The sequence below is a fragment of the Caballeronia sp. LZ065 genome (assembly GCF_031450975.1).
GTDB lineage: Bacteria > Pseudomonadota > Gammaproteobacteria > Burkholderiales > Burkholderiaceae > Caballeronia.
The window spans coordinates 583760-604138 of record NZ_JARUXV010000002.1 but is presented as its reverse complement, the minus strand read 5'-3'; the positions used below and the strand labels follow the sequence as shown (position 1 = coordinate 604138).

20 protein-coding genes are annotated in these 20379 nt (G+C 61.7%); 2 read left to right on the top strand and 18 right to left on the bottom strand.

The window, feature by feature from the left end:
- Window position 1: 1 nt before the first annotated feature.
- From QCE63_RS16925 to QCE63_RS16915, 3 genes are all read right to left on the bottom strand, one after another.
- Window positions 2-862, bottom strand: a complete 861-nt coding sequence (locus tag QCE63_RS16925) for a fumarylacetoacetate hydrolase family protein (protein ID WP_309834566.1) — start codon at window positions 860-862, stop codon at window positions 2-4.
- A gap of 37 nt (window positions 863-899) precedes the next feature.
- Window positions 900-2237: an MFS transporter gene (locus QCE63_RS16920; RefSeq protein ID WP_309834565.1), complete on the bottom strand. Its 1338-nt coding sequence runs from the start codon at window positions 2235-2237 to the stop codon at window positions 900-902.
- Between the two features lie 152 nt (window positions 2238-2389).
- Entirely contained in the window at window positions 2390-3220 is an 831-nt protein-coding gene (locus QCE63_RS16915) for an IclR family transcriptional regulator (protein ID WP_309834563.1), read from the bottom strand.
- Window positions 3221-3407: 187 nt separating this feature from the next.
- Here QCE63_RS16915 and QCE63_RS16910 point away from each other — a divergent pair, with 187 nt between their 5' ends.
- Window positions 3408-4217, top strand: a complete 810-nt coding sequence (locus QCE63_RS16910) for an aldolase/citrate lyase family protein (protein WP_309834561.1) — start codon at window positions 3408-3410, stop codon at window positions 4215-4217.
- 514 nt (window positions 4218-4731) lie between these two features.
- Here QCE63_RS16910 and QCE63_RS16905 read toward each other — a convergent pair.
- From QCE63_RS16905 to QCE63_RS16835, 15 genes are all read right to left on the bottom strand, one after another.
- Window positions 4732-5358 (bottom strand): GntR family transcriptional regulator, encoded by a 627-nt coding sequence (locus tag QCE63_RS16905; protein ID WP_309834560.1) that lies wholly within the window; start codon window positions 5356-5358, stop codon window positions 4732-4734.
- A 105-nt stretch (window positions 5359-5463) separates the two neighbouring features.
- Window positions 5464-6276 (bottom strand): CoA ester lyase, encoded by an 813-nt coding sequence (locus tag QCE63_RS16900; RefSeq protein WP_309835474.1) that lies wholly within the window; start codon window positions 6274-6276, stop codon window positions 5464-5466.
- A 7-nt stretch (window positions 6277-6283) separates the two neighbouring features.
- On the bottom strand, window positions 6284-6865 hold the full coding sequence (locus QCE63_RS16895) for a cysteine hydrolase (protein ID WP_309834559.1): 582 nt from the start codon (window positions 6863-6865) through the stop codon (window positions 6284-6286).
- Between the two features lie 42 nt (window positions 6866-6907).
- On the bottom strand, window positions 6908-8107 hold the full coding sequence (locus QCE63_RS16890) for a CoA transferase (RefSeq protein ID WP_309834558.1): 1200 nt from the start codon (window positions 8105-8107) through the stop codon (window positions 6908-6910).
- On the bottom strand, window positions 8104-9270 hold the full coding sequence (locus QCE63_RS16885) for a CoA transferase (RefSeq protein ID WP_309834556.1): 1167 nt from the start codon (window positions 9268-9270) through the stop codon (window positions 8104-8106). Before QCE63_RS16885 ends, QCE63_RS16890 begins: the two co-directional genes overlap by 4 nt.
- A gap of 20 nt (window positions 9271-9290) precedes the next feature.
- Complete coding sequence (locus QCE63_RS16880) at window positions 9291-10556, bottom strand: MaoC family dehydratase N-terminal domain-containing protein (protein ID WP_309834554.1); 1266 nt, start codon at window positions 10554-10556, stop codon at window positions 9291-9293.
- A 189-nt stretch (window positions 10557-10745) separates the two neighbouring features.
- Window positions 10746-11669 carry an SMP-30/gluconolactonase/LRE family protein gene (locus QCE63_RS16875; protein WP_309834553.1) on the bottom strand — a complete coding sequence of 308 codons (924 nt, stop codon included), beginning with the start codon at window positions 11667-11669 and terminating at the stop codon, window positions 10746-10748.
- Between the two features lie 15 nt (window positions 11670-11684).
- On the bottom strand, window positions 11685-12452 hold the full coding sequence (locus QCE63_RS16870; protein ID WP_309834552.1) for an ABC transporter ATP-binding protein: 768 nt from the start codon (window positions 12450-12452) through the stop codon (window positions 11685-11687).
- Complete coding sequence (locus QCE63_RS16865) at window positions 12445-13239, bottom strand: ABC transporter ATP-binding protein (RefSeq protein ID WP_309834551.1); 795 nt, start codon at window positions 13237-13239, stop codon at window positions 12445-12447. Before QCE63_RS16865 ends, QCE63_RS16870 begins: the two co-directional genes overlap by 8 nt.
- Window positions 13239-14150: a branched-chain amino acid ABC transporter permease gene (locus QCE63_RS16860; protein ID WP_309834550.1), complete on the bottom strand. Its 912-nt coding sequence runs from the start codon at window positions 14148-14150 to the stop codon at window positions 13239-13241. Before QCE63_RS16860 ends, QCE63_RS16865 begins: the two co-directional genes overlap by 1 nt.
- Window positions 14151-14229: 79 nt before the next feature.
- On the bottom strand, window positions 14230-15108 hold the full coding sequence (locus QCE63_RS16855; RefSeq protein ID WP_309834548.1) for a branched-chain amino acid ABC transporter permease: 879 nt from the start codon (window positions 15106-15108) through the stop codon (window positions 14230-14232).
- Window positions 15105-16028 (bottom strand): NAD(P)-dependent oxidoreductase, encoded by a 924-nt coding sequence (locus QCE63_RS16850; protein ID WP_309834546.1) that lies wholly within the window; start codon window positions 16026-16028, stop codon window positions 15105-15107. Before QCE63_RS16850 ends, QCE63_RS16855 begins: the two co-directional genes overlap by 4 nt.
- 17 nt (window positions 16029-16045) lie before the next feature.
- Window positions 16046-16789, bottom strand: a complete 744-nt coding sequence (locus QCE63_RS16845) for an SDR family oxidoreductase (RefSeq protein ID WP_309834544.1) — start codon at window positions 16787-16789, stop codon at window positions 16046-16048.
- A gap of 35 nt (window positions 16790-16824) precedes the next feature.
- Entirely contained in the window at window positions 16825-17682 is an 858-nt protein-coding gene (locus tag QCE63_RS16840; protein ID WP_404990136.1) for a MaoC family dehydratase N-terminal domain-containing protein, read from the bottom strand.
- Window positions 17679-18890 carry an ABC transporter substrate-binding protein gene (locus QCE63_RS16835; protein ID WP_309834542.1) on the bottom strand — a complete coding sequence of 404 codons (1212 nt, stop codon included), beginning with the start codon at window positions 18888-18890 and terminating at the stop codon, window positions 17679-17681. The genes QCE63_RS16840 and QCE63_RS16835 overlap by 4 nt, the downstream gene beginning before the upstream one ends.
- 148 nt (window positions 18891-19038) lie before the next feature.
- On the opposite strand from QCE63_RS16835, the gene QCE63_RS16830 reads away from it, so the two are divergent.
- Window positions 19039-20259, top strand: a complete 1221-nt coding sequence (locus QCE63_RS16830) for a CaiB/BaiF CoA-transferase family protein (protein ID WP_309834540.1) — start codon at window positions 19039-19041, stop codon at window positions 20257-20259.
- Window positions 20260-20379: the final 120 nt, after the last annotated feature.

Genomic DNA, 20379 nt, shown 5'->3' with positions numbered 1-20379 from the left:
ATCACGCCTCCTGTGCAACGGTGTTGCGAAGCGTGCCGATATTGGGCGAATGAATCTCCACGACGTCGCCGGGCTTGAGCCAGCACGGCGGGTCCTGACGCCATCCCGTGCCGGTCGGCGTGCCCGTCAGGATCAGATCGCCGGGTTGCAGCGTCGCGAAGGTGCTGAGGTATGCGATCAGCGCATCGAACGGGAACATCAGGCGCGCGGTCGTATCGTCCTGGCGAAGCTCGCCGTTCACGCGTGTCTGAATGGCCTGCTGGGCCGACGGATCGCATTCGTCGGCGGTCACGATCCACGGGCCGAGACTTCCCGATGCATCGAAGTTCTTCCCTTGCGTCACGTTGAACTTGCCGTGCTTGAGCCAGTCGCGCACCGAGCCTTCGTTGGCCAGCATCATGCCGGCGATATGCTCGAACGCACGCTCGCGCAGAATATGGCGTCCTGCCTTGCCGATCACCAGGACGAGTTCGCCTTCATAGTCGAGTTGTTCGGAGACGCGCGGGCGGATCAGCGCGGCGTCGTGACCGACGAAGGAGCCGACATTGCGCACGAAGAGGCTGGGATAGCGCGGCAGCTCCGAATTGTCCTGATACTCCTCGTTGCGCTCCTTATAGTTCACGCCGATACACCAGATCTTTTGCGGCGCAGTCAGCGGCGGAAGCAACTGAGCGTTGGACAGCGGAACGCGCGATGCGCCCGCCGCATCAATCGCGCGATGCGCGACCGCCAGCAGATCGTCGGACGCCAGCAGGTCGTCCAGCGTCGCGACCTCGTGCATTTCGACGATGCCGTCGTCGAGCAGCACGCCGGTGCGCGCGAGTGCATCGCCGTCGCGCAAAGTGAAGCGTAGAAGTTTCATGAGCTGATCCTGTTAGTCGTTGAATGAGAAGCCGGGTCTAACGACGCTGGCCGTTCTTGAGCAGGGAGTCGTCGTCGCGCGTGGCAGGCTCCGTGCCGGCCACGCCCGCCGTCAGGCGGCGGCCGCGCGTCTCCGGCAGCACGAAGGACACGCCGATGAAAACGATGGCGGCGGGCAGCGCGATCAACATGCCGCGTTGAAGGTCGTGACCGAAGACACCGGCGGCGAAGGGCACGAGCAGCGGCGCAAGGCTGCCCGCCGCGCGGCCGAACATGTAGATCGTCGAGACCGCGGTTGCGCGGACTTCGATCGGATAGAGCTCGGAAAGCCATGCCCCGACCACGCCGAGCGCGCTGCTGCCGATAGCGAAGACAACCGGCACCCAGAAGATCGGCCAGGTCAGATACGATCCCGCGTAGCGCGCATGGGGCGCCGCCAGCAAAAGACCCAGCGCGATGAGCCAGAACACGCTCGGCGCGAGCGCCCCGAAACGGCGGCCCAGACGGTCGTTCAGCCAGCCCATCACGATGTAGCTCACGCCGCCCACCACGGCCGCCGTGACCGTCGACGCGCGCACGACTTCGGGGGGTGTCTTGAGGACGTTGAGCATGAGGCTCGGCACGAACACCACCACGGCGTAGTAGCAGAACATGTAAGCGGTGAGCCACACGGCGGCCGCGACCGAGATCGCCTTGAGGCGACCGCTGAACATCGCGGCGAACGTGTTGGATCGACTCTGCGTGAGACGCGCGCGGCGCGCCCGGTCGTATTGCTCCCATGCCCGCGATTCCGGCATCCAGAAGCGAATGAAGACGGCGAGGATCACCGGAGCGCCACCCGTCAGCAGACCGACGCGCCAGCCCCAATCGACGCTGAACGACTGAACCGCCCACAGGCCGACGATCGAAGCGCCCGCGCCCGCCAGCGTCGCCGAACCCTGGATGAGCGCGGTGCCGAGACCTCGCCGTTGCGGGTTCCACGTCTCGTTGAACAGCACCATGCCCGCGCCCCACTCACCGCCGAGTCCGACACCGACGACGAAGCGCAGCACCGCCAGTGCCGCGAAATTCCATGCGAGCGCAGAGCCCACCGAGGCCAGCGCGAACACGACGAGCGTCCATTGCAGCGCGGCCTTGCGTCCGATGCGATCCCCGAGCCAGCCGAAGAGTCCGCCACCGACCACCGAACCGATCAGCGTGATCGTGGTGATGCTCGCTGCTTCGCCGAGCGTCACCTGCATCGAACGCTGAATGGACGGCATCAGGTACGGCATGATCAGCACGTCGTACAGGTCGAGCGCGAAGCCGAGCATGCACGACACGATGATGGCCAGTCGCTGCGCGGGGGCATAAGGTGTGGCTGCGGTGTCGTTCATGCGCGTCTCCTGGCGCGCAATCATCGTTGCGCTGTCGTTTCGTATGGCTCGATGATTCCATTTCGAGGAATCGGGAGCCATTGCAAAACCGCGCGAATTTCCGCAGGGTGGATTTTTTTCGAAGCGCAGTCGAAGCGCAGTTCCAGGCGCGTTTAGCGCGCCCGTCCTCGCCCTGCCCGCTGCATTTCCGTCAGTCGTTTTGTGATGAGAACTGCCTTGTTCCGCATTGCCTTGACGATGCGCGGCAACTCGGACTCGGCCAGACGCTCTGCCATGGCCGCCACCGCGATGACGGCCACGGTCTTGCCCTCTTCGTCGAACACGGGGATCGAAAGCGCCCGCGTGCCGTGCAGGACGCCCTCTTCGGAATACGCATAGCCGTCGCGGCGCGCCGCTTCGACGCGGGCGCGGATGATGTCCATCGACGGCCCGTCAGCCGGCAGGCGGGCGGCGTTCATGTCGCAGATGTGATCTGCTTCCTCGCGCGGCATCGAGGCAAGCAGCATCACGCCCGCGATGCTGACGCCCAGCGGACGACGCGTGCCGACATCGATGGCAAGCACCTTGATCGGATAGGACCCGGTCTTTCGCTCGATCGCCACCGAGTCCCATCCGGCGCGGATGGTCAGGAACGTGGTGTCGCCGATTTCGTTCGCAAGCCCCGCGAGATAAGGCTCGGCTGCGGTGCGCACCGGAAAGTTCGCCGGCCGGCTGAGACCCAGCAGGCTGATTTCCGGGCCGACGCGATAACGCCGGGTGGCGACATCCTGCTCTCCGACGCCCTCGGCGATCAGCGTCTGCAGAATGCGATGCACCGTTGGATGACTCAAGCCGGAATAGGCCACCACGTCGGTGAGTCTCACGCCGCGCTCGCCACCCAATGCCAGGATACGCAGCACCTGAAACGCGCGGCCAATCACGCGCACGCTGGATGTTTCGTCGTCATCCTTCTTGCTTGCCGATGCGTCTTTTTTGTCTGCCATAGCTCTCGTCATCACGTGTGATTTGGTCTTGCGAGGTTAAACCTTGCCCTTCTACCGGCGTTCAGGATACGTGGGCATATCCTACATTTTTCCGCCTGGTGGACATTTTCGGCACCAGGCAGGCTGCCCGGACAGGGCCGCGTACTAACCTTAGGGTTTTCGCAGTTCGACACTACACAGGACGCGTATGGATCTGCCAATCAACGGTTTCAAAAGGAGCCTTTCCGAGGGCATTCCACAGTTCGGTCTGTGGGCCGCGTTCGCGGACGGTTACGTGACGGAGGCACTGGCTTCGGCGGGTTTCGACTGGTTGTTGATCGACAACGAGCACGCGCCGAACGATTTGCGCAGTACGCTCGCGCAGTTGCAAGCCATGGCGCCGTATCGTTCGCACGCGGTCGTGCGGCCGGTTCGCAGCGACACCGCCCTGATCAAGCAACTGCTCGACATCGGCGCACAGACACTGCTCTTGCCGATGATCGACACCCCCGAGCAGGCGCGTGAAGCCGTCGCCGCAACGCGCTATCCGCCGCATGGCGTGCGAGGCGTGGGCGCGGCGCTGGGACGGGCGTCGCGGTGGAATCGCGTGCCCGACTATCTGAGCCGCGCCGCCGGCGAGATCTGCGTGCTGCTCCAGGTCGAAACGACGACCGGACTGAGCAATCTTGCGGCGATCGCCAATATCGAAGGGGTAGATGGCGTGTTCTTTGGACCGGCCGATCTCAGCGCTTCGATGGGTTTGCTCGGCAAGGCAGGTGCGGAACCGGTACGCGAGGCGATTCGCGACGGCATCGCATTGGTCCGGCAGGCCGGGAAAGCGGCGGGCGTGCTGGCGCCGGACGAAACGCACGCGCGCGAGTATCTGGCCGCTGGCGCGACCTTCGTGGCTATCGGAACCGATGTGAGCTTACTGACAGGAGCCGCGAACAAACTCCTTGCGGGCTATAAAGACGTCAAGGATGCGAGCCCGGTGACCGCAGGAAAAGGCGGCTATTGACGGTCGACCCTGCGCCACGTGTCCGTCGCGCCGACATGATTCACGCCGTTGCGATTCGCTCGAACGGGACGACTCTGCACGCCGCAGGCGGCTTACTGGTGCAGCAGACCCTCCACCCTGTCGAGCGATCTGCCGCTGCGTTCGGCGTGGCGGGTGCATCGATGAAAGGACACCCATGGTCTACGTATCCGCGATCTCCGACCTGACGGATGCGAAGAATCCTTCGTGCACGCCGCAATTCCCGGAGCTGATGCGCTCCGGCTCTTCGGTGGAGAGACGTTCGGGTTGCTGTCGACGCCGCGTCAGCGAGCATCGCGGAATGAGGAAGACGAATTCGGCCCGCGCTGAGTCCGGGCGTTGCCAATCGATCACAGCGATGTTCACCCTCGCCCGCTTCGATAAGGCAAGACCGGCGTCATCCCGGACGCGCGCATCCAATACTTCGTCCCATTGCAGGACCTTGCCATGCTATTGCGATTCGCTACCGACTTCGGGCCGGCTGGCGAAGGCGGCGTCAGACGCGTGCTGATTTAAGTACGGACCAGCCCGACTCGATGTGCTTGCGCATGGCAAGCATCGCACCCGTGACGTCGCCGGCTGCGAGTGCCTGCAAAATCTCTTCATGTTCCTCGACAGCGTGTTCACCGCGGTTCTCTGCCGCGTTGATGATATCGAACGGATAACGCGCCCAGAGGATCTGCGTGAAATGCAAGGTTTGCGGCATGTCCGCTATATCGTACAGCCGGCGGTGAAAACGATAGTTGATCCCGCGTGCGTTGGGGCGGTCGCCTCTTTCGAACGCGTTTGCGAATGCGTCGGCAAGTTCGCGAAGCTCCACGAGATCCTGAGCCTTGATCCTTTCTGTCGCCCCTTTTACGAGCTGAGTCTCGAGCCACACGCGCAAGCCAAGGATCTCGGCAGAGGCGGCCGGATCGAACGGAACCACGCGTGCTCCGCGATACGAATCACCGCCGACGTAACCTTCCGCTTCGAGAAGCTTGAGGGCCTCGCGAACCGGCGTGATGCTCAAGCCGAGTTCTTCGGCAATCTCTGCCTGTTTTAATCTTGAGCCGCGAGGGTAGACACCCGAGATGATACGCTCACGCAAATAATCTGCGACTTGATCTTCCTTTGTACCCATTGCTGACGTTCGGCTCGTTAGTTTTTGCCAGAAGACTCTCTCAGGAAGGCGATTGACTCATCGCACGACCGTACACAGACTGCCTCCTTTGGCCCAGCCCGCATTTTAAGGCAAGTCGTTCTGGCCGAGCCTCCGGACGACCCCATGCGCACGTTCGATCATGGGCTTGTCGATCATCGTTCCATCCACGGCAGTCGCTGCGCCGCCGCTTTCATCCGCCGCTGCAACGACCCGACGCGCCCACTCGATTTCCGCCGGCGAAGGCTGGAATGCTGCGTTCACAGCCGTCACCTGAAGCGGGTGGATGCACATTTTGCCTCCGAATCCAAAGTCGCGGGCACGGAGCGATTCCATGTGATTGCGTTCGGCATCCGCAAAATCGACGGTGACGCCATCGAGTGGCGACGCGAGTCCGGCTGCACGCGATTCCAGCACAATCTGCGTTCGAATGGCCGTCATTGCTTCGTTCGTGTCGTTAATCCCGCTGTCCGTCGCGAAGTCGACGCTTCCAAAAGCCAGGCGTTCGAGTCCGCGCCCGCCCGCCATGTCACGCAAGGCAAGGTAGCCCGACACGGTTTCCACGAGGCCGATCAGCCGATGGTCCGGCATTGCGCCGGCGGTGTGATCCAGAGCGGCACGATTCGCTTTCGGCAATAACACGCGAATCTCGTGAAACGCGGACAAGGCCCGGACATCATCTTCATACCACTCGGTGTCGGCTGCATTGATGCGCACGATGCCGCTTCGGTTCGTGTCGAGCCAGCGGATCACCGCCTCGCGCGCTTCCTCCTTCTTGCCGGCGGGCACGGCATCTTCCAGATCGAAGATGATTTCGTGAGCGCCGCTTTGCAAGGCCTTCGAGAAGCGGTCGGGCCGATTGCCTGGAACGAAGAGATAACTATGTGAGGTAGGATTCATCGGCGCGTCACTCGAACGCGTATTCGACGGAGTTCGACCAAGCACAAAAGCGCTTGAGGTTCTGGACGGCGCTGGCGTGCTCTTCGGCCGTGAGCGCGCAACAACAGTCCTCGAGGACCGTGATTCGATAATCCCGGTCATGCCCTTCCCGCACCATCGCCTGGACCACCGCGTTGGTCGAAACGCCACAGCAGACGATGTGCCGAGCACCGAGCGTGCGCAGAACGACCTCCAGGTCTGTCGCGTAGAAAGGACTCACGCGATGCTTGACGATATCGAAGTCCGTGTCCCGTTTGCCAAGATCCGGATGAATTTCCGTACCCCACGCACCGAGCTTGAGAAGACCGTTCTTGCGGGCTCCGGAGAAGATCGGCGAGTCGGCAGGACATTCGCGGTAGTCGGGAGAAAAGCCGACGCGGACGAAGCCAACCGGAACGCCGGCTGCGCGCGCCTTGTCGATGGCAGTGCGGGTATGCTCGATGATTCCCCGGCTGCTCACCTGTTCACCGTAACCGCCCTTGCCGTTGGGCCCGTCAGCGTGAATCAAGTCGTTCTCCATATCCAGAACCAGAAAAATAGTGTCCGTCATCAACGTTCCTTTGGGGTGCCCGGGAAGATTCACTTCCCGCGGTCAATAAATGATCTCACGCGTTTCCAGATCAGCGCGCTGCTGCGAGCTGAGACCAAGTAACTCACCGAACACGTAAGCCTCGTCTTGTCCCAGACCAGGCGTCAGCGTGCGGATGCCGACCTCGCCGGTTTTGGAGAACCGTCCTGGCGCGCCGACTGCGGGACGCGGCGGAATGCTGTCGTTCGAGACTTCGACGACCGACCCGCGCGCTCGCAAATGCGGGTCTCCAGCAATGTCCTCCATGTTCCACGACACATGCGCCGGGATCCCCGCCGCTTGCAGCCTTTGTGCGGTGTCTTCCGCATCGCGCGTCGCGAGCCAGGCCGAGAGGCGCGTCTCCAGCACATCGATGTGCTGACGACGGCCTGACAGCGACGCGAACGACGGGTCATCCAGGGACGGGCCGACGATGCCGACCAGGGAACGCCATTCACTGTCGTCGCGAACGGCAAGACTCAGCCAGCGATCGTGGGCGTTGGTGGCGAACACGCCGTGAGGCACCATGGCCGCATCGCCATTCCCCGGTCGATCGGGCGCGTGTCCTGCGCTCGCGAGGACCAGGGCGTCGCCGATCATTGCGGACGCAACTTCCCGGGCCGCCAGGTCCACGTGTTGCGCACGCCCGGTCATGCGCTGTTGATGAAGTGCCGCGATGGTCGCCAGGGCCGCATGCATGCCGGCCGAATGATCCATCACATGCCGCATCTCGACGGGTGGACCGTCTGTGTATCCCGACATCCACCCGAGACCTCCCCAGGCGCCGAACAGGGGCGCATAGCCGGCGAAGTGGGAGTCGGGCCCGCTCTGGCCGCACGACGAGAGCGACAACATCACGATGTCGGGTTTATGCGCTCGCAAAGTCTCGAAGTCGAGCCCGAGACGCTGCATGACGCCTGGGCGAAAGCTTTCTGCCGTGACCTCGCAGATGGATACGAGTCGCATGGCCAGGGCGACCGCCTCGGGATGCTTCAGATTGAGGCGGACGGACAACTTGTTGGACGAGACCTGATCGAACGTTGCCGCAGCCAACCTGCCATAGACCGCATGCGGTTTGCGGAAGGCGTCCGGTCTTGCGCGGCTTTCGATCTTGATCGACTCGGCGCCCAACTGCGTGAGCAAATGCGTGCAGAAAGGACCCGCGGCGTGAATCGTGAAATCGGCGATGCGTACGCCGGCAAGCGGAGCGTTGAGTGTCGTCATTGAACAATCTCTCGAGCGTATTCGCCCACTGCCGGAACGTTCATCGGATGCTGCAGCGGGGTGCAGCGGAATTGGAACGGGGCAACGAGAACGTCGACTTGCACGCCGCTCTCGAGTGTCGCCTGCGAAAACAACTGGCGTGACCGTTCGTGCTCACCTGTCAACACCTCCTCGGGCGTCCGATATTTCGCTGCCGGAACGCCAAGAGACTGGGCACGGCTGACAATCATCTCGACGTTGTGAAGCTTCGTCCACTGGGCGATATGAACGTTGATTTCGTCTCCTCTGCGACTTCGTTCGAGAGGATCATCCAACGCCGGGTCGGCGGCCCAGTCGGGGTGATCCATCAGCGCAACGAGGTTCCTCCACTGGCGGTCCTCGAGCGTCAGGAGTTCGACGAACCCATCCTGCGCCTCGAACACGCCACCGTAGCGAAAGCTTCGTGTCCCACGATGTTCGAGCGATCCGTCACCGAGACGTTGCAGTGCGAACGCGCCCACCGACAACGCCGCGTCCTGAACCGAGATATCGACGAACTGCCCGCCTGCACGCGGCACCGACCACCACGCGGACAGTGCGCACATCGCGGCACTGCATCCCCCCTGAAAACTGGCGAAATGCCCGTAGATCTTCAGCGGTGCCCGGTTCGGAAACAGCGTGGCGGAGAGACCGTTCGGAAGCAGGAAGCCCTCGCCACCCGCATGGACCACATTGACCTCTTCCCCCACCCAATGCGCCTTGGGACCGAACGCGCCGAAGGGCAGGATCGAGACATGCACGAGATTCGGATAGCGACGCCTGATGGCATCGCTGTCCGTACCCTGCGCGACAAGTTCGCTTACGGGCGTATCGTCCAGAAAAATGTGTGCTCCGTCGAGCTCGCGCTCGAGCAGGTTCTGTCCGTCCGTCGTTGATGCGTCGCAAACAAGACTGCGCTTTCCCGCAGCCAGGAAAGCAAACAGCGCGCTCTCTCCCGTCTCCGGCAGCGTGGGCGTCGCGCGACGCAGCCGGCTTCCCTCGGGGGGTTCCAGCATGATGACAGTCGCCCCCAATGCCGCGAGCATGCGCCCCGCATAAGCGGCCGCCGCCGTTCGCGAGCGCTCGATCACTCGACATCCTGCCAGCGGCAATAACGGTTTGTCCGGTGCGTCGTCGGTATGCATTGACTTTGTCCTTTTCTGCTTCAACGCACCGTGGGAAGTTCGAGATCGATAGCCGCGCCATCGATGAATGCCGGCAATTCGACGTTACGCGAAGGCAACGCCACCGTTGCGAGGCCAGGCGTCGTCACCTCGCCTCGCTGATTCACTGCGGCAATCTCGATGTCGACCAGGCCGACGTTGTCCTTCACGTACTTTCGGATAACCTTGCCCTTGCAATACGTCGTGTCGCCCATGATGTTGAAGCGGCGCATTTCCGTTCGCACGCGTTTGATGAAGCCGGCGTCACCCATCCAGTTCGTGACCAGCGAGCACATCCACGACGAACGCTGAGGACCGTAATCATAGGTTCCCGGCACGCCGACTTCCTTCGCGACCGACTCGCGATGATGACCGATGCCGGTGTATTCCACGCCGCCGCCGGCTTCCGGATTACGGAAGAAGTGACCCGGATGCCTTACCGCGGCTTGAAGCACCACGCCATGCGTATGTCCGCGGCCACAGCCGACGAGAAAGCCCATCGTGTCCATCAACGAGAGCGGACCGCGCGCGATGGTCGGCAGTTCCTCGCCTTCCTGCACGTCCTCCCAATAGCGCACGTTCGCGCCGCGAATGTTTTTCGGCTCGTTGAGCACCATTTCATCGATTCGGTCGCGCTCCTCGTCATCGTACTCATGCTGGACGATTTCCTTGTACTTTCCGGCATCCCGTGCGGCCTTGCGCTCGTGGCGAGTGCAGGTTCCAAGCGCACGCGCGACGAGTTCGCTACGCTGGTTGTAATAGCAAGCCTCTACGTACTGAAGCACGAGGCGACCGGAGAACTTGCTCTCCTTCTCCTCGACTCCCACGACTCGCTCAATGGCCGTGATGCGATCGTCCGGACGGACGTGGCGAAACACCTCCCAGTCGTTCCCGGCGTAGAACCCATGCACGCCAGGCAACCCCCAGCGCGTCCGGCCAAGCCAGCCGAACGCCATCGGAAACATCGGATGACCGACCATGGAGCCATAACGCGTGCCTCTGCCGTAGCCGTAATCGCGGTAGAGCGGATTCAAATCGCCGATGCCATTGCACCAGTTGCGCAGCGTGTCTGCGGTTGCGTCCTGCAGATACGGACCCTCGGGACGCAGATGCAAGCCAATCATCTTTCTTGCTTCCGCAACGGCTTCGTCAGTGATACGGCCTTCGGCGGGCGCATTTCCGACATCGGACTGTACGGGGTTCAAAGTTGTTTCCACGTTTGCTCTCCTAAAAGTGAGTGAACTACTAGTACGCAAGCTTCGACGCATTAGCCTCGATTCAAGCTATTAAATAGAGTTTTCCTTGCGCGACTTTCGGCTTTTCCTTGCTTGTCATGTCGAAAACCGGGACCGGTGGATAATGCATTCTCGATGTCGAGACGGCACGATGCCGGCGGCTGCTTTTCACAGCCCGCCTATTTCGGTGATTCCATTTTTTCCTTCGTCAGAAGGCAGAACTCAAGCGAACAATGTCAAACCTGGCCGGGGCCAACGCGCGGCATATAACTGCCCATAACCTGACAGTGTGATGAATGCGGTTCGCCGGTCAGCGCCGCCAAAACAGATGTTGGTGCAGTAGCTTTCCGGAGCCCGATAGAATTCGATCAACTGTCCGGCAGGAGTGAACACGCTGATGCCGCCACGCACGAGTGTCGCGACGCAGACATTCCCGTTCTCTTCCACGGCAAGCGAGTCGAAGCGCTGATAACCGGGAAGACCGTGAACGAGCCGGCCGCCATTCGGGGAAGGCCACGCCTCCTGAGCAAGCATGCCTCGACCTGTCACCGGGTAAGCCCACAGTCGACACGTCTCGGTTTCGCTGACATAAAGAGTTTTTCCATCCGGCGACAAGCCGATGCCGTTGGGCGTGAGCACCGGATGGGCGGCCCGGACAATGCTGCTTCCATCGGTCCGAGCGTAGTAGATCGCGCCGCGCATCATCCGGTCTTCGAAGGTCTTTCCGAAATCGGTAAACCAGAAACCGCCGTCGGCATCGAAGACGATATCGTTCGGCCCGTGAAGGGGGATGCCGTCGCAATGGGTATAGAGTGTTTCCACGTTCTCCGATGCCAGATTCACGCGCTGAATGGCCCCGCCACGGTAGTCGGCGGCCGCACCGGTGGGACGCGTGAAGCCATCATCCGTACGCCAGCTGAAGCCACCGTTATTGCAGACATAGCAGTGTCCGTCGGGCCCGAGCGCCGCTCCGTTGGGGCCGCCGCCCAGTTCGGCCACCACCTGCAATCGCCCGTCCGGCAAAACACGGGTGAGGCGCGCTCCCGCGATCTCGACGACCAAAACGCTTCCGTCGTTCAAGGCTATGGGTCCTTCCGGAAAGGACAGCCCTTCTGCCATGACGCGGCCTTCGAGTTTGGTTTCCATGTACCGATCCTCTCGCTAATGTTGTGCGTTCGCGCCGCCCGAATCCTGGATTCGGGCGCCAAGATAGGCGTCGATGGCCTGCAGCCGTCCTTCTTTACTTCGGAGCAGGGTCTCGTCGAGATGACCCACCACGGCTCCGTGACGCATCACCCATGCGTGCGACGCCAGCTTCGCCGCGACGTGAAAGCTTTGCTCGACGAGCAAGACAGTCAGCCGCTGCTCGCTCTGAATCCGTGCCAGCCGGTCGTACACGCGTGCAACAAGCAGCGGCGCCAGCCCAAGGGAAGGTTCGTCCAGCAGAAGCAAGCGCGGACCGGACATCAGCCCGCGGCCGATCGCCAGCATCTGCTGCTCACCGCCGCTAAGCAGGCCTGCCGGTACGCGCAGTCGATTCGCAATCTCCGGAAAGAATTCGAGAACCATCTCCTTGCGACGTTCGCGCGTGCGCCTGTCGACGAAATAAGCGCCGAGGACGAGATTCTCGCGCACCGACAAATCCGTCACGATGGCCCGTCCTTCAGGCACGTACACGATGCCCCGCCGAAAACGCGCTGCCGCGCTCGTATGGCTGACGTCGATCTCATCGAAGACGATCTTCCCCTGCGATGCGGCGAGCCCGGCTATGGCGCGCAAGACGCTGGATTTTCCTGCACCGTTCGCACCCAGCAGTGCTCCGACCGAGCCATGTCCGAGCGAAAACGCCGCATCATGTACAACGGGTCCCGCGCCGTATCTGACAAATAGCCCATTCACTGTCAGAAGGGCATTCGAAGACTCACTCACTGTCATCTCCCAGGTACACGCGCACGACCTCCGGATGCGTGCGGACATGCGCTGGACTGCCGGACACGAGCAACCGGCCGGCGCTGAGGACGTGAATCGTGTCGCAAACATCCATGATCAGATCCATGTCGTGCTCGACGACCACCAGAACCAGGTCCTTCGAACGAAGTTTTCGCAGCCCCACGGCCAGATCGCGCGTCTCGACGGAGTTGAGTCCCGCTGCGGGTTCGTCCAGCAAGAGCACATTCGGCGAGCCGACCATGGCGCGTGCGATCTCGGCCAGACGGAGCACGCCGGGCGGCAACGCCGCGGGCAAAAAATCGGCGGTTTCCGCGATACCCAGATGCACCAACGCCTCCATCGCACGACTTCGATTGCGCTTGCGCTCCGTGCTTCCCTTGGGGAGGGGAAGAAATGCCTCGCTCCAGCCGGCCCTCGAATGCTTGTCGAGCCCGACCATTACATTCTCGACAATCGTCAACTCCGCACTCAACGCAACGTGTTGAAAGCTGCGCGAGAAGCCGACCGCCGCTCGTTGCATGGGCAGCCACCTGTCCACGCGCGTATCGCCAAAGAGAATCGAACCTCGCTGCGGGGAATAGAGACCCGTCAAACAGTTGAAGAAGCTTGTCTTACCCGCGCCATTCGGCCCGATCAACCCGGTGATCTGACCCGGCTCGAAGCACACATTGACGTCCTTCAAGACGAAATTTCCGCCAAACGACAACGCCAGATCACTTACGATCAAGGCCTGTGCCGACGCTGCACGACGGATCTCGGCGGCCATCACTTTTTGCCTCCATTCGTGTGAAGACGCAGGCTCGGCAGGACGTTCGCGGCGAGCACCACTGCGAGCAGCGCCGCTCCGTAGAGCACCGGCACCCAATTGCCCGCGCCCGCCAGCAGCAGCGGTATCAGCGTCAGAAACAAGCCGCCTGTCAACCCGCCGACGAGCGACAGCGAATACATGCTGACCACCGATCCCACCAGGAGGAAGATGGACGTCCACATCGTGAAGCTGTTGGGCGAGACCGTCGACGAACTGAAGGCTTGCAGCGCGCCTGCCAATGAAGCGATTGCGGTGCTGATCGCCAGGCACGAAAGGCGCGCCCAACCGCGACCGATACCGAACGATTCCGCCGCATGACTCGACGTCCGGGCGAGCAGCATTGCCATCGCCTGACGTGATTGGCGAAAATGTCGCAAGACAGCGACGACGGCGAGCAAGCAAAACAGCGGAACGTAATAACGCTGCAGAGCGTCGGGGCCGATCGGAATTATCGGGAGCTTGACGTATAACCCTTCATATCCGCCCGATATCTTCGAAAAATGCAGAAGGAGTTCCGGCAGCGCGAGCGCGAGTGCCATGGTGACGACCGCCAGGGAGATGCCGGAGAGCTTGCGCGAGGGAAACGCAAAGACGAGGCCGAGCAGCGCACCGAGAATCACCGCGAGCGGCAAGCTGGCGGCAAGCGAGACGCCGGCATAGCGTTCGCATAACGCGACGGCATAGGCGCCCACCGCAACAAACACGCCGTGGCCGATCGACACCTCACCGCTGTAGCGCACGAGAAAGCTGACCGACAGTATGGCGATGGCGTTCGCGAACGACAGGCCCAGCGTGTAGATCCAGTACCCGTGGCCCATGATTGGCAAGAGCAGCAGCACGACAACCAGAACCGGGCTCAGCTTGCCCATCCGGCTCCGGCTTCGGCTATCCGACCCGCTCCGGCTTGAGCCGACCTGCTTTGCAATTGCTTCGGATTGCATCGATACATCAGGCACGGGCGCCTCCACGGACTGCCAATACACCCTTGGGAAACAGCGTCAGCACGACCAGTATCAACAGCAACAGATAGGTGCTCGTGAACTCGGACGAGAAGTAGAACGACAGCAGGTTCATCAGAACTCCCACCAGAAGGCCGCCCACGATGGCGCCTCCCAGGCTCGAGAATCCTCCAACGACTGCGGCGGCGAATGCCTGCAACATGAATGAAGCGACGCTCGTCGATGAGAGAAATGTGGTCGGCACGATCAGCAGCGACGCGACAAGCCCGAGCACGCCGGACACGATCCATGAGAACAGCTGTATTCTCGTGAGCCGAAGCCCGCACACCCGGCTGGCGAAGGGATTGTCAGACACGGCTCGAAACGCGACGCCAATACGCGTCTTATCAATCAGCAGGTGGAGCGCGATGACAATGCCCACGGTAATCGTCACGACGGCGAGGTCATAAGATGTGACCCGGATGGCGCCGATGTGCGTTCGCCAGGACGGCAAGGGCAGATCGAGCGCGACGACTTCCGAGCCGAATGTCAGTTGGGTCGCACCTTGCACGATCAGACCGATGCCAAGGGTGGCGATCGTGCTGGTGAGGTCAGATTTCGCTACGAGCGGTGCAATGATCGCACCGCTCAGACCCGTGAGCGCCACCACGGCGATGAGCGTCACGAGCAAGGCGGCGCCCCAGCTGAGGTCAGCAAACTTGCCGGCAGTAAAGCCGTACACGAAGAATGCGCCGAGGCCCGCAAGATTGCCGTGCGCGAAGTTCACAACTTTTGAGCTCTTGAATACCATTACGAGCCCGATCGCCCCGAGCGCGTAAAGACATCCGCTCACGACACCCGCCCAGACGAGGCCAAGGAAGTTCGTCATGTCGACGTCCCCGGCAGGTCCCGGTCTCCAGGAAGCGCTGCGCCACGATCGATCACCTCGATCACCGCCGGGAAATACCGGCCCGCATAACCCTCACGCGCTGTCGCCTCGTAATAGGTCTGAGCGAGTTCGGCCACGCGCACCGAAGACTCGGTCTGCCGTGCGAGCTCCAGCACGTAGCCGATATCCTTGAGCACGTATTCCGGTGGGAACGATTTCTCGGGAAAGGTCCGGGGCAACATGGCCTTGCGTCCATGGTTCCGCAACACGAAGCTATCGCCGGAGCCCTTCGAGACGGCGTCGAGCAGCGTGGCCGGCTCGACGCCCGCGCGTTCGCCCAGCACCATCATCTCCGCGAGGGCCACGGTATGCTCGAAGACCAGCGCATTGTTGATCAGCTTCACGACCTGCCCGCATCCGATGTCTCCGCAGTGGGTGACATCGGTACCGATATAGCGAAGCAGCGGAGCAATTCGCGTGAACAACGACTCGCTCGCGCCAACCATGATGCTGAGCTCCCCGCGTTGCGCCGCTTCGCGGGTCCGCGCAACCGGAGCGTCTGCGAACTCGATGTTTCGTTCGGCAAGCGCGCGGCCGACAGCGCGTGCGCTTGCCACGGTCGTAGTGCTGAGATCGACAATCACCTTGGGCTGCCGCATGCCACTGGACAAACCGTCCGGGCCCAGGCACACCGCTTCCACTGCAGGGCCACCGGGAAGCGACAGGAAAACGACGTCTGCCGCGTCCGCCACTTCGCTCAAGCTTCCGGCGCGGCGAGCCGTGGTCCCTTCGAGAATGTCGAAGGCCGCCGCATGACTGTCAAAGGCGATAACCTCGGCACCGTGCTTCGCAGCGATGTTCCGGCACATCGGGCCACCCATGACGCCAAGACCCACGAAGCCGATAATTGACTCTGACATAGCAGACATTCCTCTCCTTAGTCCATCCACATGCCGCCACTGATATCCAGTGACGTGCCCGTAATCCAGTTCGATGCCGGCGAACACAGGAACAGCGCTGCCTGAGCGATGTCCTGAGCAGTGCCATAACGTCCGAGCGGAACGGTGGCGTTCGCGGAGGGTGCCGCATTGCTTGTCACGCTCGACCACATGGCGGTTTCGACCGGGCCAGGCGCGAGGACGTTCGCATAGACGCCGTGCGGCGCGCCGGCCTTCGCTATCCAGCGCATCATGCCGTGCACCGCGGCCTTCGCGGATACATAGGCGGGACCCGACGCTACGCCTCCGTTCTTCGCAGCAATGGAACCCGCTGCGAGGATCTTGCCGTAGCCCCGATTGCACATCAGCGGGAATAGCTTGCGAGTCGGGTTCACGACGCCCCGCACATTCACCGACATGATGGCGTCCCACTCTTCGTCAGTACTGTCGCCCAACGGTGTGCGAGCGATGATGCCTGCGCACAAGACCAGAATGTCGATGCGGCCATGTTCTGCGAGGACGGCATCGATGACGGAGTCGGTCTGATCGCGTGACGTGACGTCGTATTGCCGGTACTGAATTCCCGTACCCATGTCGTGATGTTCCGCCCTATCGGTTGCGATCACGCGAGCCCCCGCGTCCCTGAACGTATTCGCGATGGCGAAGCCCATGCCGCCGGCGCCGCCGGTGATGAGTACCGTTTGGCCTTCGAGGTTCGCGGGACCGCTTAAATGTTGCGCCATGCCGGATGTCTCCTGTTCTGTAGATTCAAAACCACTTACTTGAAAGATGCGGTAGCGGACATTGCCAGTTCGCCATCGGGCCCCCGTGCCCACATTGCTACGCTACCGTCGCCGGAAGCGCGCCCCTCGAGCGCAAACGCCCGATCCACGAACAACGGATTGACGCCGCGAAAGTCGAAACGGGCGAGCTGGCGCCCTCCGCCGCATTCGAGGGCGAACTGCTGCAAGAGCGTCGACGTGAGCGGACCGTGCACGACGAGATCCCGATAACCTTCGTCGTGTTTCGCATACGCCTGATCGTAGTGAATGCGATGTCCATTGAAGGTCAGTGCAGAATATCGGAAGAGCAAAGTCGTGTCAGGTTCGAACGTCGACGACCATTCAGCCTGCTCGGCATGAGGTTCGGGCGCTGGAGCCGGGTTCGATCCGGGAGAGGATGGCTCGCGATAGACGATATCCTGCTCCTCTACGATGCACGCTTGTCCCTCGGTTTCGAGGGTATGAAGCACGGTCACGAACCAGAGCGAGCCACGCTTTCCAGTCTTGTTCTCGACCTTGAGAATACGGCTTGTTTTCGTGACATGCGCGCCCACTGGCAACGCCGACACATAGCGGATCCTGCTGCCCGCCCACATGCGGCGCGGCAAGGCAATAGGCGGCAAGAAGCCGCCCCGACGCGGATGTCCGTCAGGGCCGAGTCCACTCCGCGGCACCATCGCGTTGAAGTAGAGCCAATGCCACCCCGGCGGCAGCGCGTCTCCGTCGGCAAAGGCCGCATCGAGTCCGAGCGTCGCGGCCATTGCCCGGGCGGTCGAAGCGGATATCGGTCCTTCATGCTGTTCCTCGCGGCCGATCCAGGCCTCGAATTCATTCGTCATGGCTAGATTGTTCATGCAGTCTTCGAATTGAAAATTTGCGGCGGGTAGGGACTGAAATCCCGCACGAGCTTGAATCCACCATCGCTCGTGGCCTGGATGATTGCTTCCTGACGCGCTCCGCGGTGATCTCCCGGCTCGAAACTCACGCCTTTCGCGCCGCCCACTGACTGATTGCGCATCGTCTCCATGACAGCGACCAGATTCTCCCGGGTAATCGGCTTTCCGCTCGAAAGCAGCATCTGGAAACCCTTCACGAATAACATTCCATTACTCCATCCGTTGAGCCCGAATACGCCGACAGGATCGGATGGATAGTACTTGGCGATCGCCTCGCGATAGGCCTTCACTTGAGGATCGCTCGCCGAGACAGGCAAGAGCCACGACGAGAAATTCACGCCGTCCAGCAGGGATCCTGCAAGCTTTCGGGTAGTCGGATCCGCCGTAAAGAAAGGCGCCATCCATTTGGTGTCGAAACCGATTCGGTCGGCGGACTTCAGCGCCGCAGCAAGGTTCGAGTTCGAGCCGAACAGAATCACAGCCTCTGCTTGTGCCTCTGCGATCTTCCGGATATGCGGTGTGAAATCCGTGTTGCGCACCTCGAAAGGTATGGACGCAGCCGCCGATTTATTGACAGACGCCAGATAGCGATCGAAGCCCGCCTTCGCTGAACGGCCAAGCTCGTCGTTTTCCCACAGCAGGGCGACCCTCGAAAGCTTGAGGTGGTTGAGCGCGTACTCGAGATTGGAGGCAGCCGACCATCCGTAGTCTGGAAGCAAGGGAAACGACAGTCGCTCCGAAAACAGCACGCTTGCGCCGCCGATCGGTCCGATCATCGGCAAGCCCACTTCTTTCGCATAAGGAATGACGGCCTGGGTTTGCGGCGTACCGATCGGCGCCGCCAGCGCGAATATTCCAGTTTCCTCGACAAGGCGGCGCGTGACAGCAACGCTTCGGGCCGGCTCGTAGCCGTCATCGAACGTGACATAGCGGATCTTCCAACCACCGAGCGCGTTAGTGTCATTCGACCACTTGAAGCATGCGTCGGCCGCATTGGTCAGAACGGCATAAAACGGCACGGGTCCGCTGATAGGAGTGAAGGCGCCCACGGTGACGATCTTGGCTGCGCCATCTATACCTGAGCTGCGCTCCTGCGCCCGAACCGGTGCAAGCGAACTGCCGAGCAGGCTTGCGGCACCGCACATGACGAAAGATCTTCTTTTCACGTTGGCATTCCATGGTTGCGCTGTTAAGAATGCATTATATGCATCCGTGAATTCAGAGCAACCACGGGTTTATACCGTGTAAACAGCGCTTTTTGCGTTGTCGATGAACGAATAGAATGCATTCTTTATCGACTTGGAACGACTTGACATGAGCACCGCACCTCTAGCAGGCCGACGCGTCATCGAACTGGGCAGCATGCTGGCCGCGCCATTCGCCACGCACATCCTCGCCCAGTTGGGTGCGGAGATCATCAAGGTGGAACCGCCCAACGGCGACCCCACGCGCAGCCTGGTGCGTGGCGGTCCGAGCGGGACGCTCATCGCCTACAGTCACGGCAAGAAGAGCGTGTGCATGGATCTGAGCAAGCCTGGCGCAAGAGAGGCGCTGATGAAGTTGCTCGCGACCGCCGATGGCTTCGTTCATAATCTCGCGCCCAAAGCAGCACGAAAACTCGGCGTCACGCGCGACGAGTGCGAGGCGGCCAATCCACGGCTCATTTACTGCCACATTCGTGGCTATGCGGCGGGGCCGCAGGAAGAAGACCTTGCATCGAATCCCGTGGCGGAAGCGTCGACGGGGGTCATGGAGACGAATCGGAACAACGGGCGTCCGAGCCGTTTGGGCCCGTCATACCACGATCAGTTCGCAGGCGCCTATGCGGTGATCGGTATGCTCGCGGAGATGCTGCGCGTTGACTCACCGACTGCTCGCAAGCATGTCGAGGTGGGCTTGTATGAAACTGGCCTGCATGTCGCATCCCGCGACCTGGTGGGCGTACAGCTGAAGACGCAGTTGCTGGGCCGCCCGGAGCGCGAGCCTCACGGCGAGTTCAGCATGCCAGGTTACGGTGCTTACCTCACGTCGGATAGCCGCTGGGGATATCTTCTTATCCTCAACGACGGCCATTGGTTGAGGTTCTGTCAGGCACTGCAACTGCCTGAGGCAGAAGACGCTTCTCTCGCAACGCTGAGGCTACGCAAGAAAGTGCGGGACAAAGTTGAGGACATCGTGCGTGATGCGATTCAAAGACATACGTTCGACGAACTCTCGTCCCGGCTGACGGCGGCAGGCGTCGGCTTCACCGAGGTCGTCCCGCTCGAACGCGTTCTCGATGCGCCTCAAGCGCGATTTCCGGGCAAACTCAGAGAGGTCGACTACCGCGGCCTCGTGTTCGATGTACCCGAGTTTCCGCGCGCACCGGACGATGAAGCCCTCGAGTCTTTGCCTCCGCCCGAACTCGGCGAGCATTCGCTGGATGTATTGCGTTCGGTCGGAATCAGCGACGACGCACTCGATTCCCTGCTTAGCTCCGGTGCTGTGCTGGCACACCGTCCCGATGCATTCGCGTGGGCTCCGGTGCACGAGTAACCGCGGGCGAAACAGAAACCCGTAAGCGCTCGAACAAACCAGTCTGTGCGACTCGAATCCGAATCGAGACGCCGCGAACGACGCGGCAGGCCATCGAAGTCAGCCGAATAGATATCGACG

Bases quoted from the DNA above. Each gene is read 5' to 3' on its own strand.
- QCE63_RS16925 (WP_309834566.1), bottom strand. From the start codon at position 862: ATGAAACTTCTACGCTTCACTTTGCGCGACGGCGATGCACTCGCGCGC.
- QCE63_RS16920 (WP_309834565.1), bottom strand. From the start codon at position 2,237: ATGAACGACACCGCAGCCACACCTTATGCCCCCGCGCAGCGACTGGCC.
- QCE63_RS16915 (WP_309834563.1), bottom strand. From the start codon at position 3,220: ATGGCAGACAAAAAAGACGCATCGGCAAGCAAGAAGGATGACGACGAA.
- QCE63_RS16910 (WP_309834561.1), top strand. From the start codon at position 3,408: ATGGATCTGCCAATCAACGGTTTCAAAAGGAGCCTTTCCGAGGGCATT.
- QCE63_RS16905 (WP_309834560.1), bottom strand. From the start codon at position 5,358: ATGGGTACAAAGGAAGATCAAGTCGCAGATTATTTGCGTGAGCGTATC.
- QCE63_RS16900 (WP_309835474.1), bottom strand. From the start codon at position 6,276: ATGAATCCTACCTCACATAGTTATCTCTTCGTTCCAGGCAATCGGCCC.
- QCE63_RS16895 (WP_309834559.1), bottom strand. From the start codon at position 6,865: ATGACGGACACTATTTTTCTGGTTCTGGATATGGAGAACGACTTGATT.
- QCE63_RS16890 (WP_309834558.1), bottom strand. From the start codon at position 8,107: ATGACGACACTCAACGCTCCGCTTGCCGGCGTACGCATCGCCGATTTC.
- QCE63_RS16885 (WP_309834556.1), bottom strand. From the start codon at position 9,270: ATGCATACCGACGACGCACCGGACAAACCGTTATTGCCGCTGGCAGGA.
- QCE63_RS16880 (WP_309834554.1), bottom strand. From the start codon at position 10,556: ATGCGTCGAAGCTTGCGTACTAGTAGTTCACTCACTTTTAGGAGAGCA.
- QCE63_RS16875 (WP_309834553.1), bottom strand. From the start codon at position 11,669: ATGGAAACCAAACTCGAAGGCCGCGTCATGGCAGAAGGGCTGTCCTTT.
- QCE63_RS16865 (WP_309834551.1), bottom strand. From the start codon at position 13,239: ATGGCCGCCGAGATCCGTCGTGCAGCGTCGGCACAGGCCTTGATCGTA.
- QCE63_RS16860 (WP_309834550.1), bottom strand. From the start codon at position 14,150: ATGGGCAAGCTGAGCCCGGTTCTGGTTGTCGTGCTGCTGCTCTTGCCA.
- QCE63_RS16855 (WP_309834548.1), bottom strand. From the start codon at position 15,108: ATGACGAACTTCCTTGGCCTCGTCTGGGCGGGTGTCGTGAGCGGATGT.
- QCE63_RS16850 (WP_309834546.1), bottom strand. From the start codon at position 16,028: ATGTCAGAGTCAATTATCGGCTTCGTGGGTCTTGGCGTCATGGGTGGC.
- QCE63_RS16845 (WP_309834544.1), bottom strand. From the start codon at position 16,789: ATGGCGCAACATTTAAGCGGTCCCGCGAACCTCGAAGGCCAAACGGTA.
- QCE63_RS16840 (WP_404990136.1), bottom strand. From the start codon at position 17,682: ATGAACAATCTAGCCATGACGAATGAATTCGAGGCCTGGATCGGCCGC.
- QCE63_RS16830 (WP_309834540.1), top strand. From the start codon at position 19,039: ATGAGCACCGCACCTCTAGCAGGCCGACGCGTCATCGAACTGGGCAGC.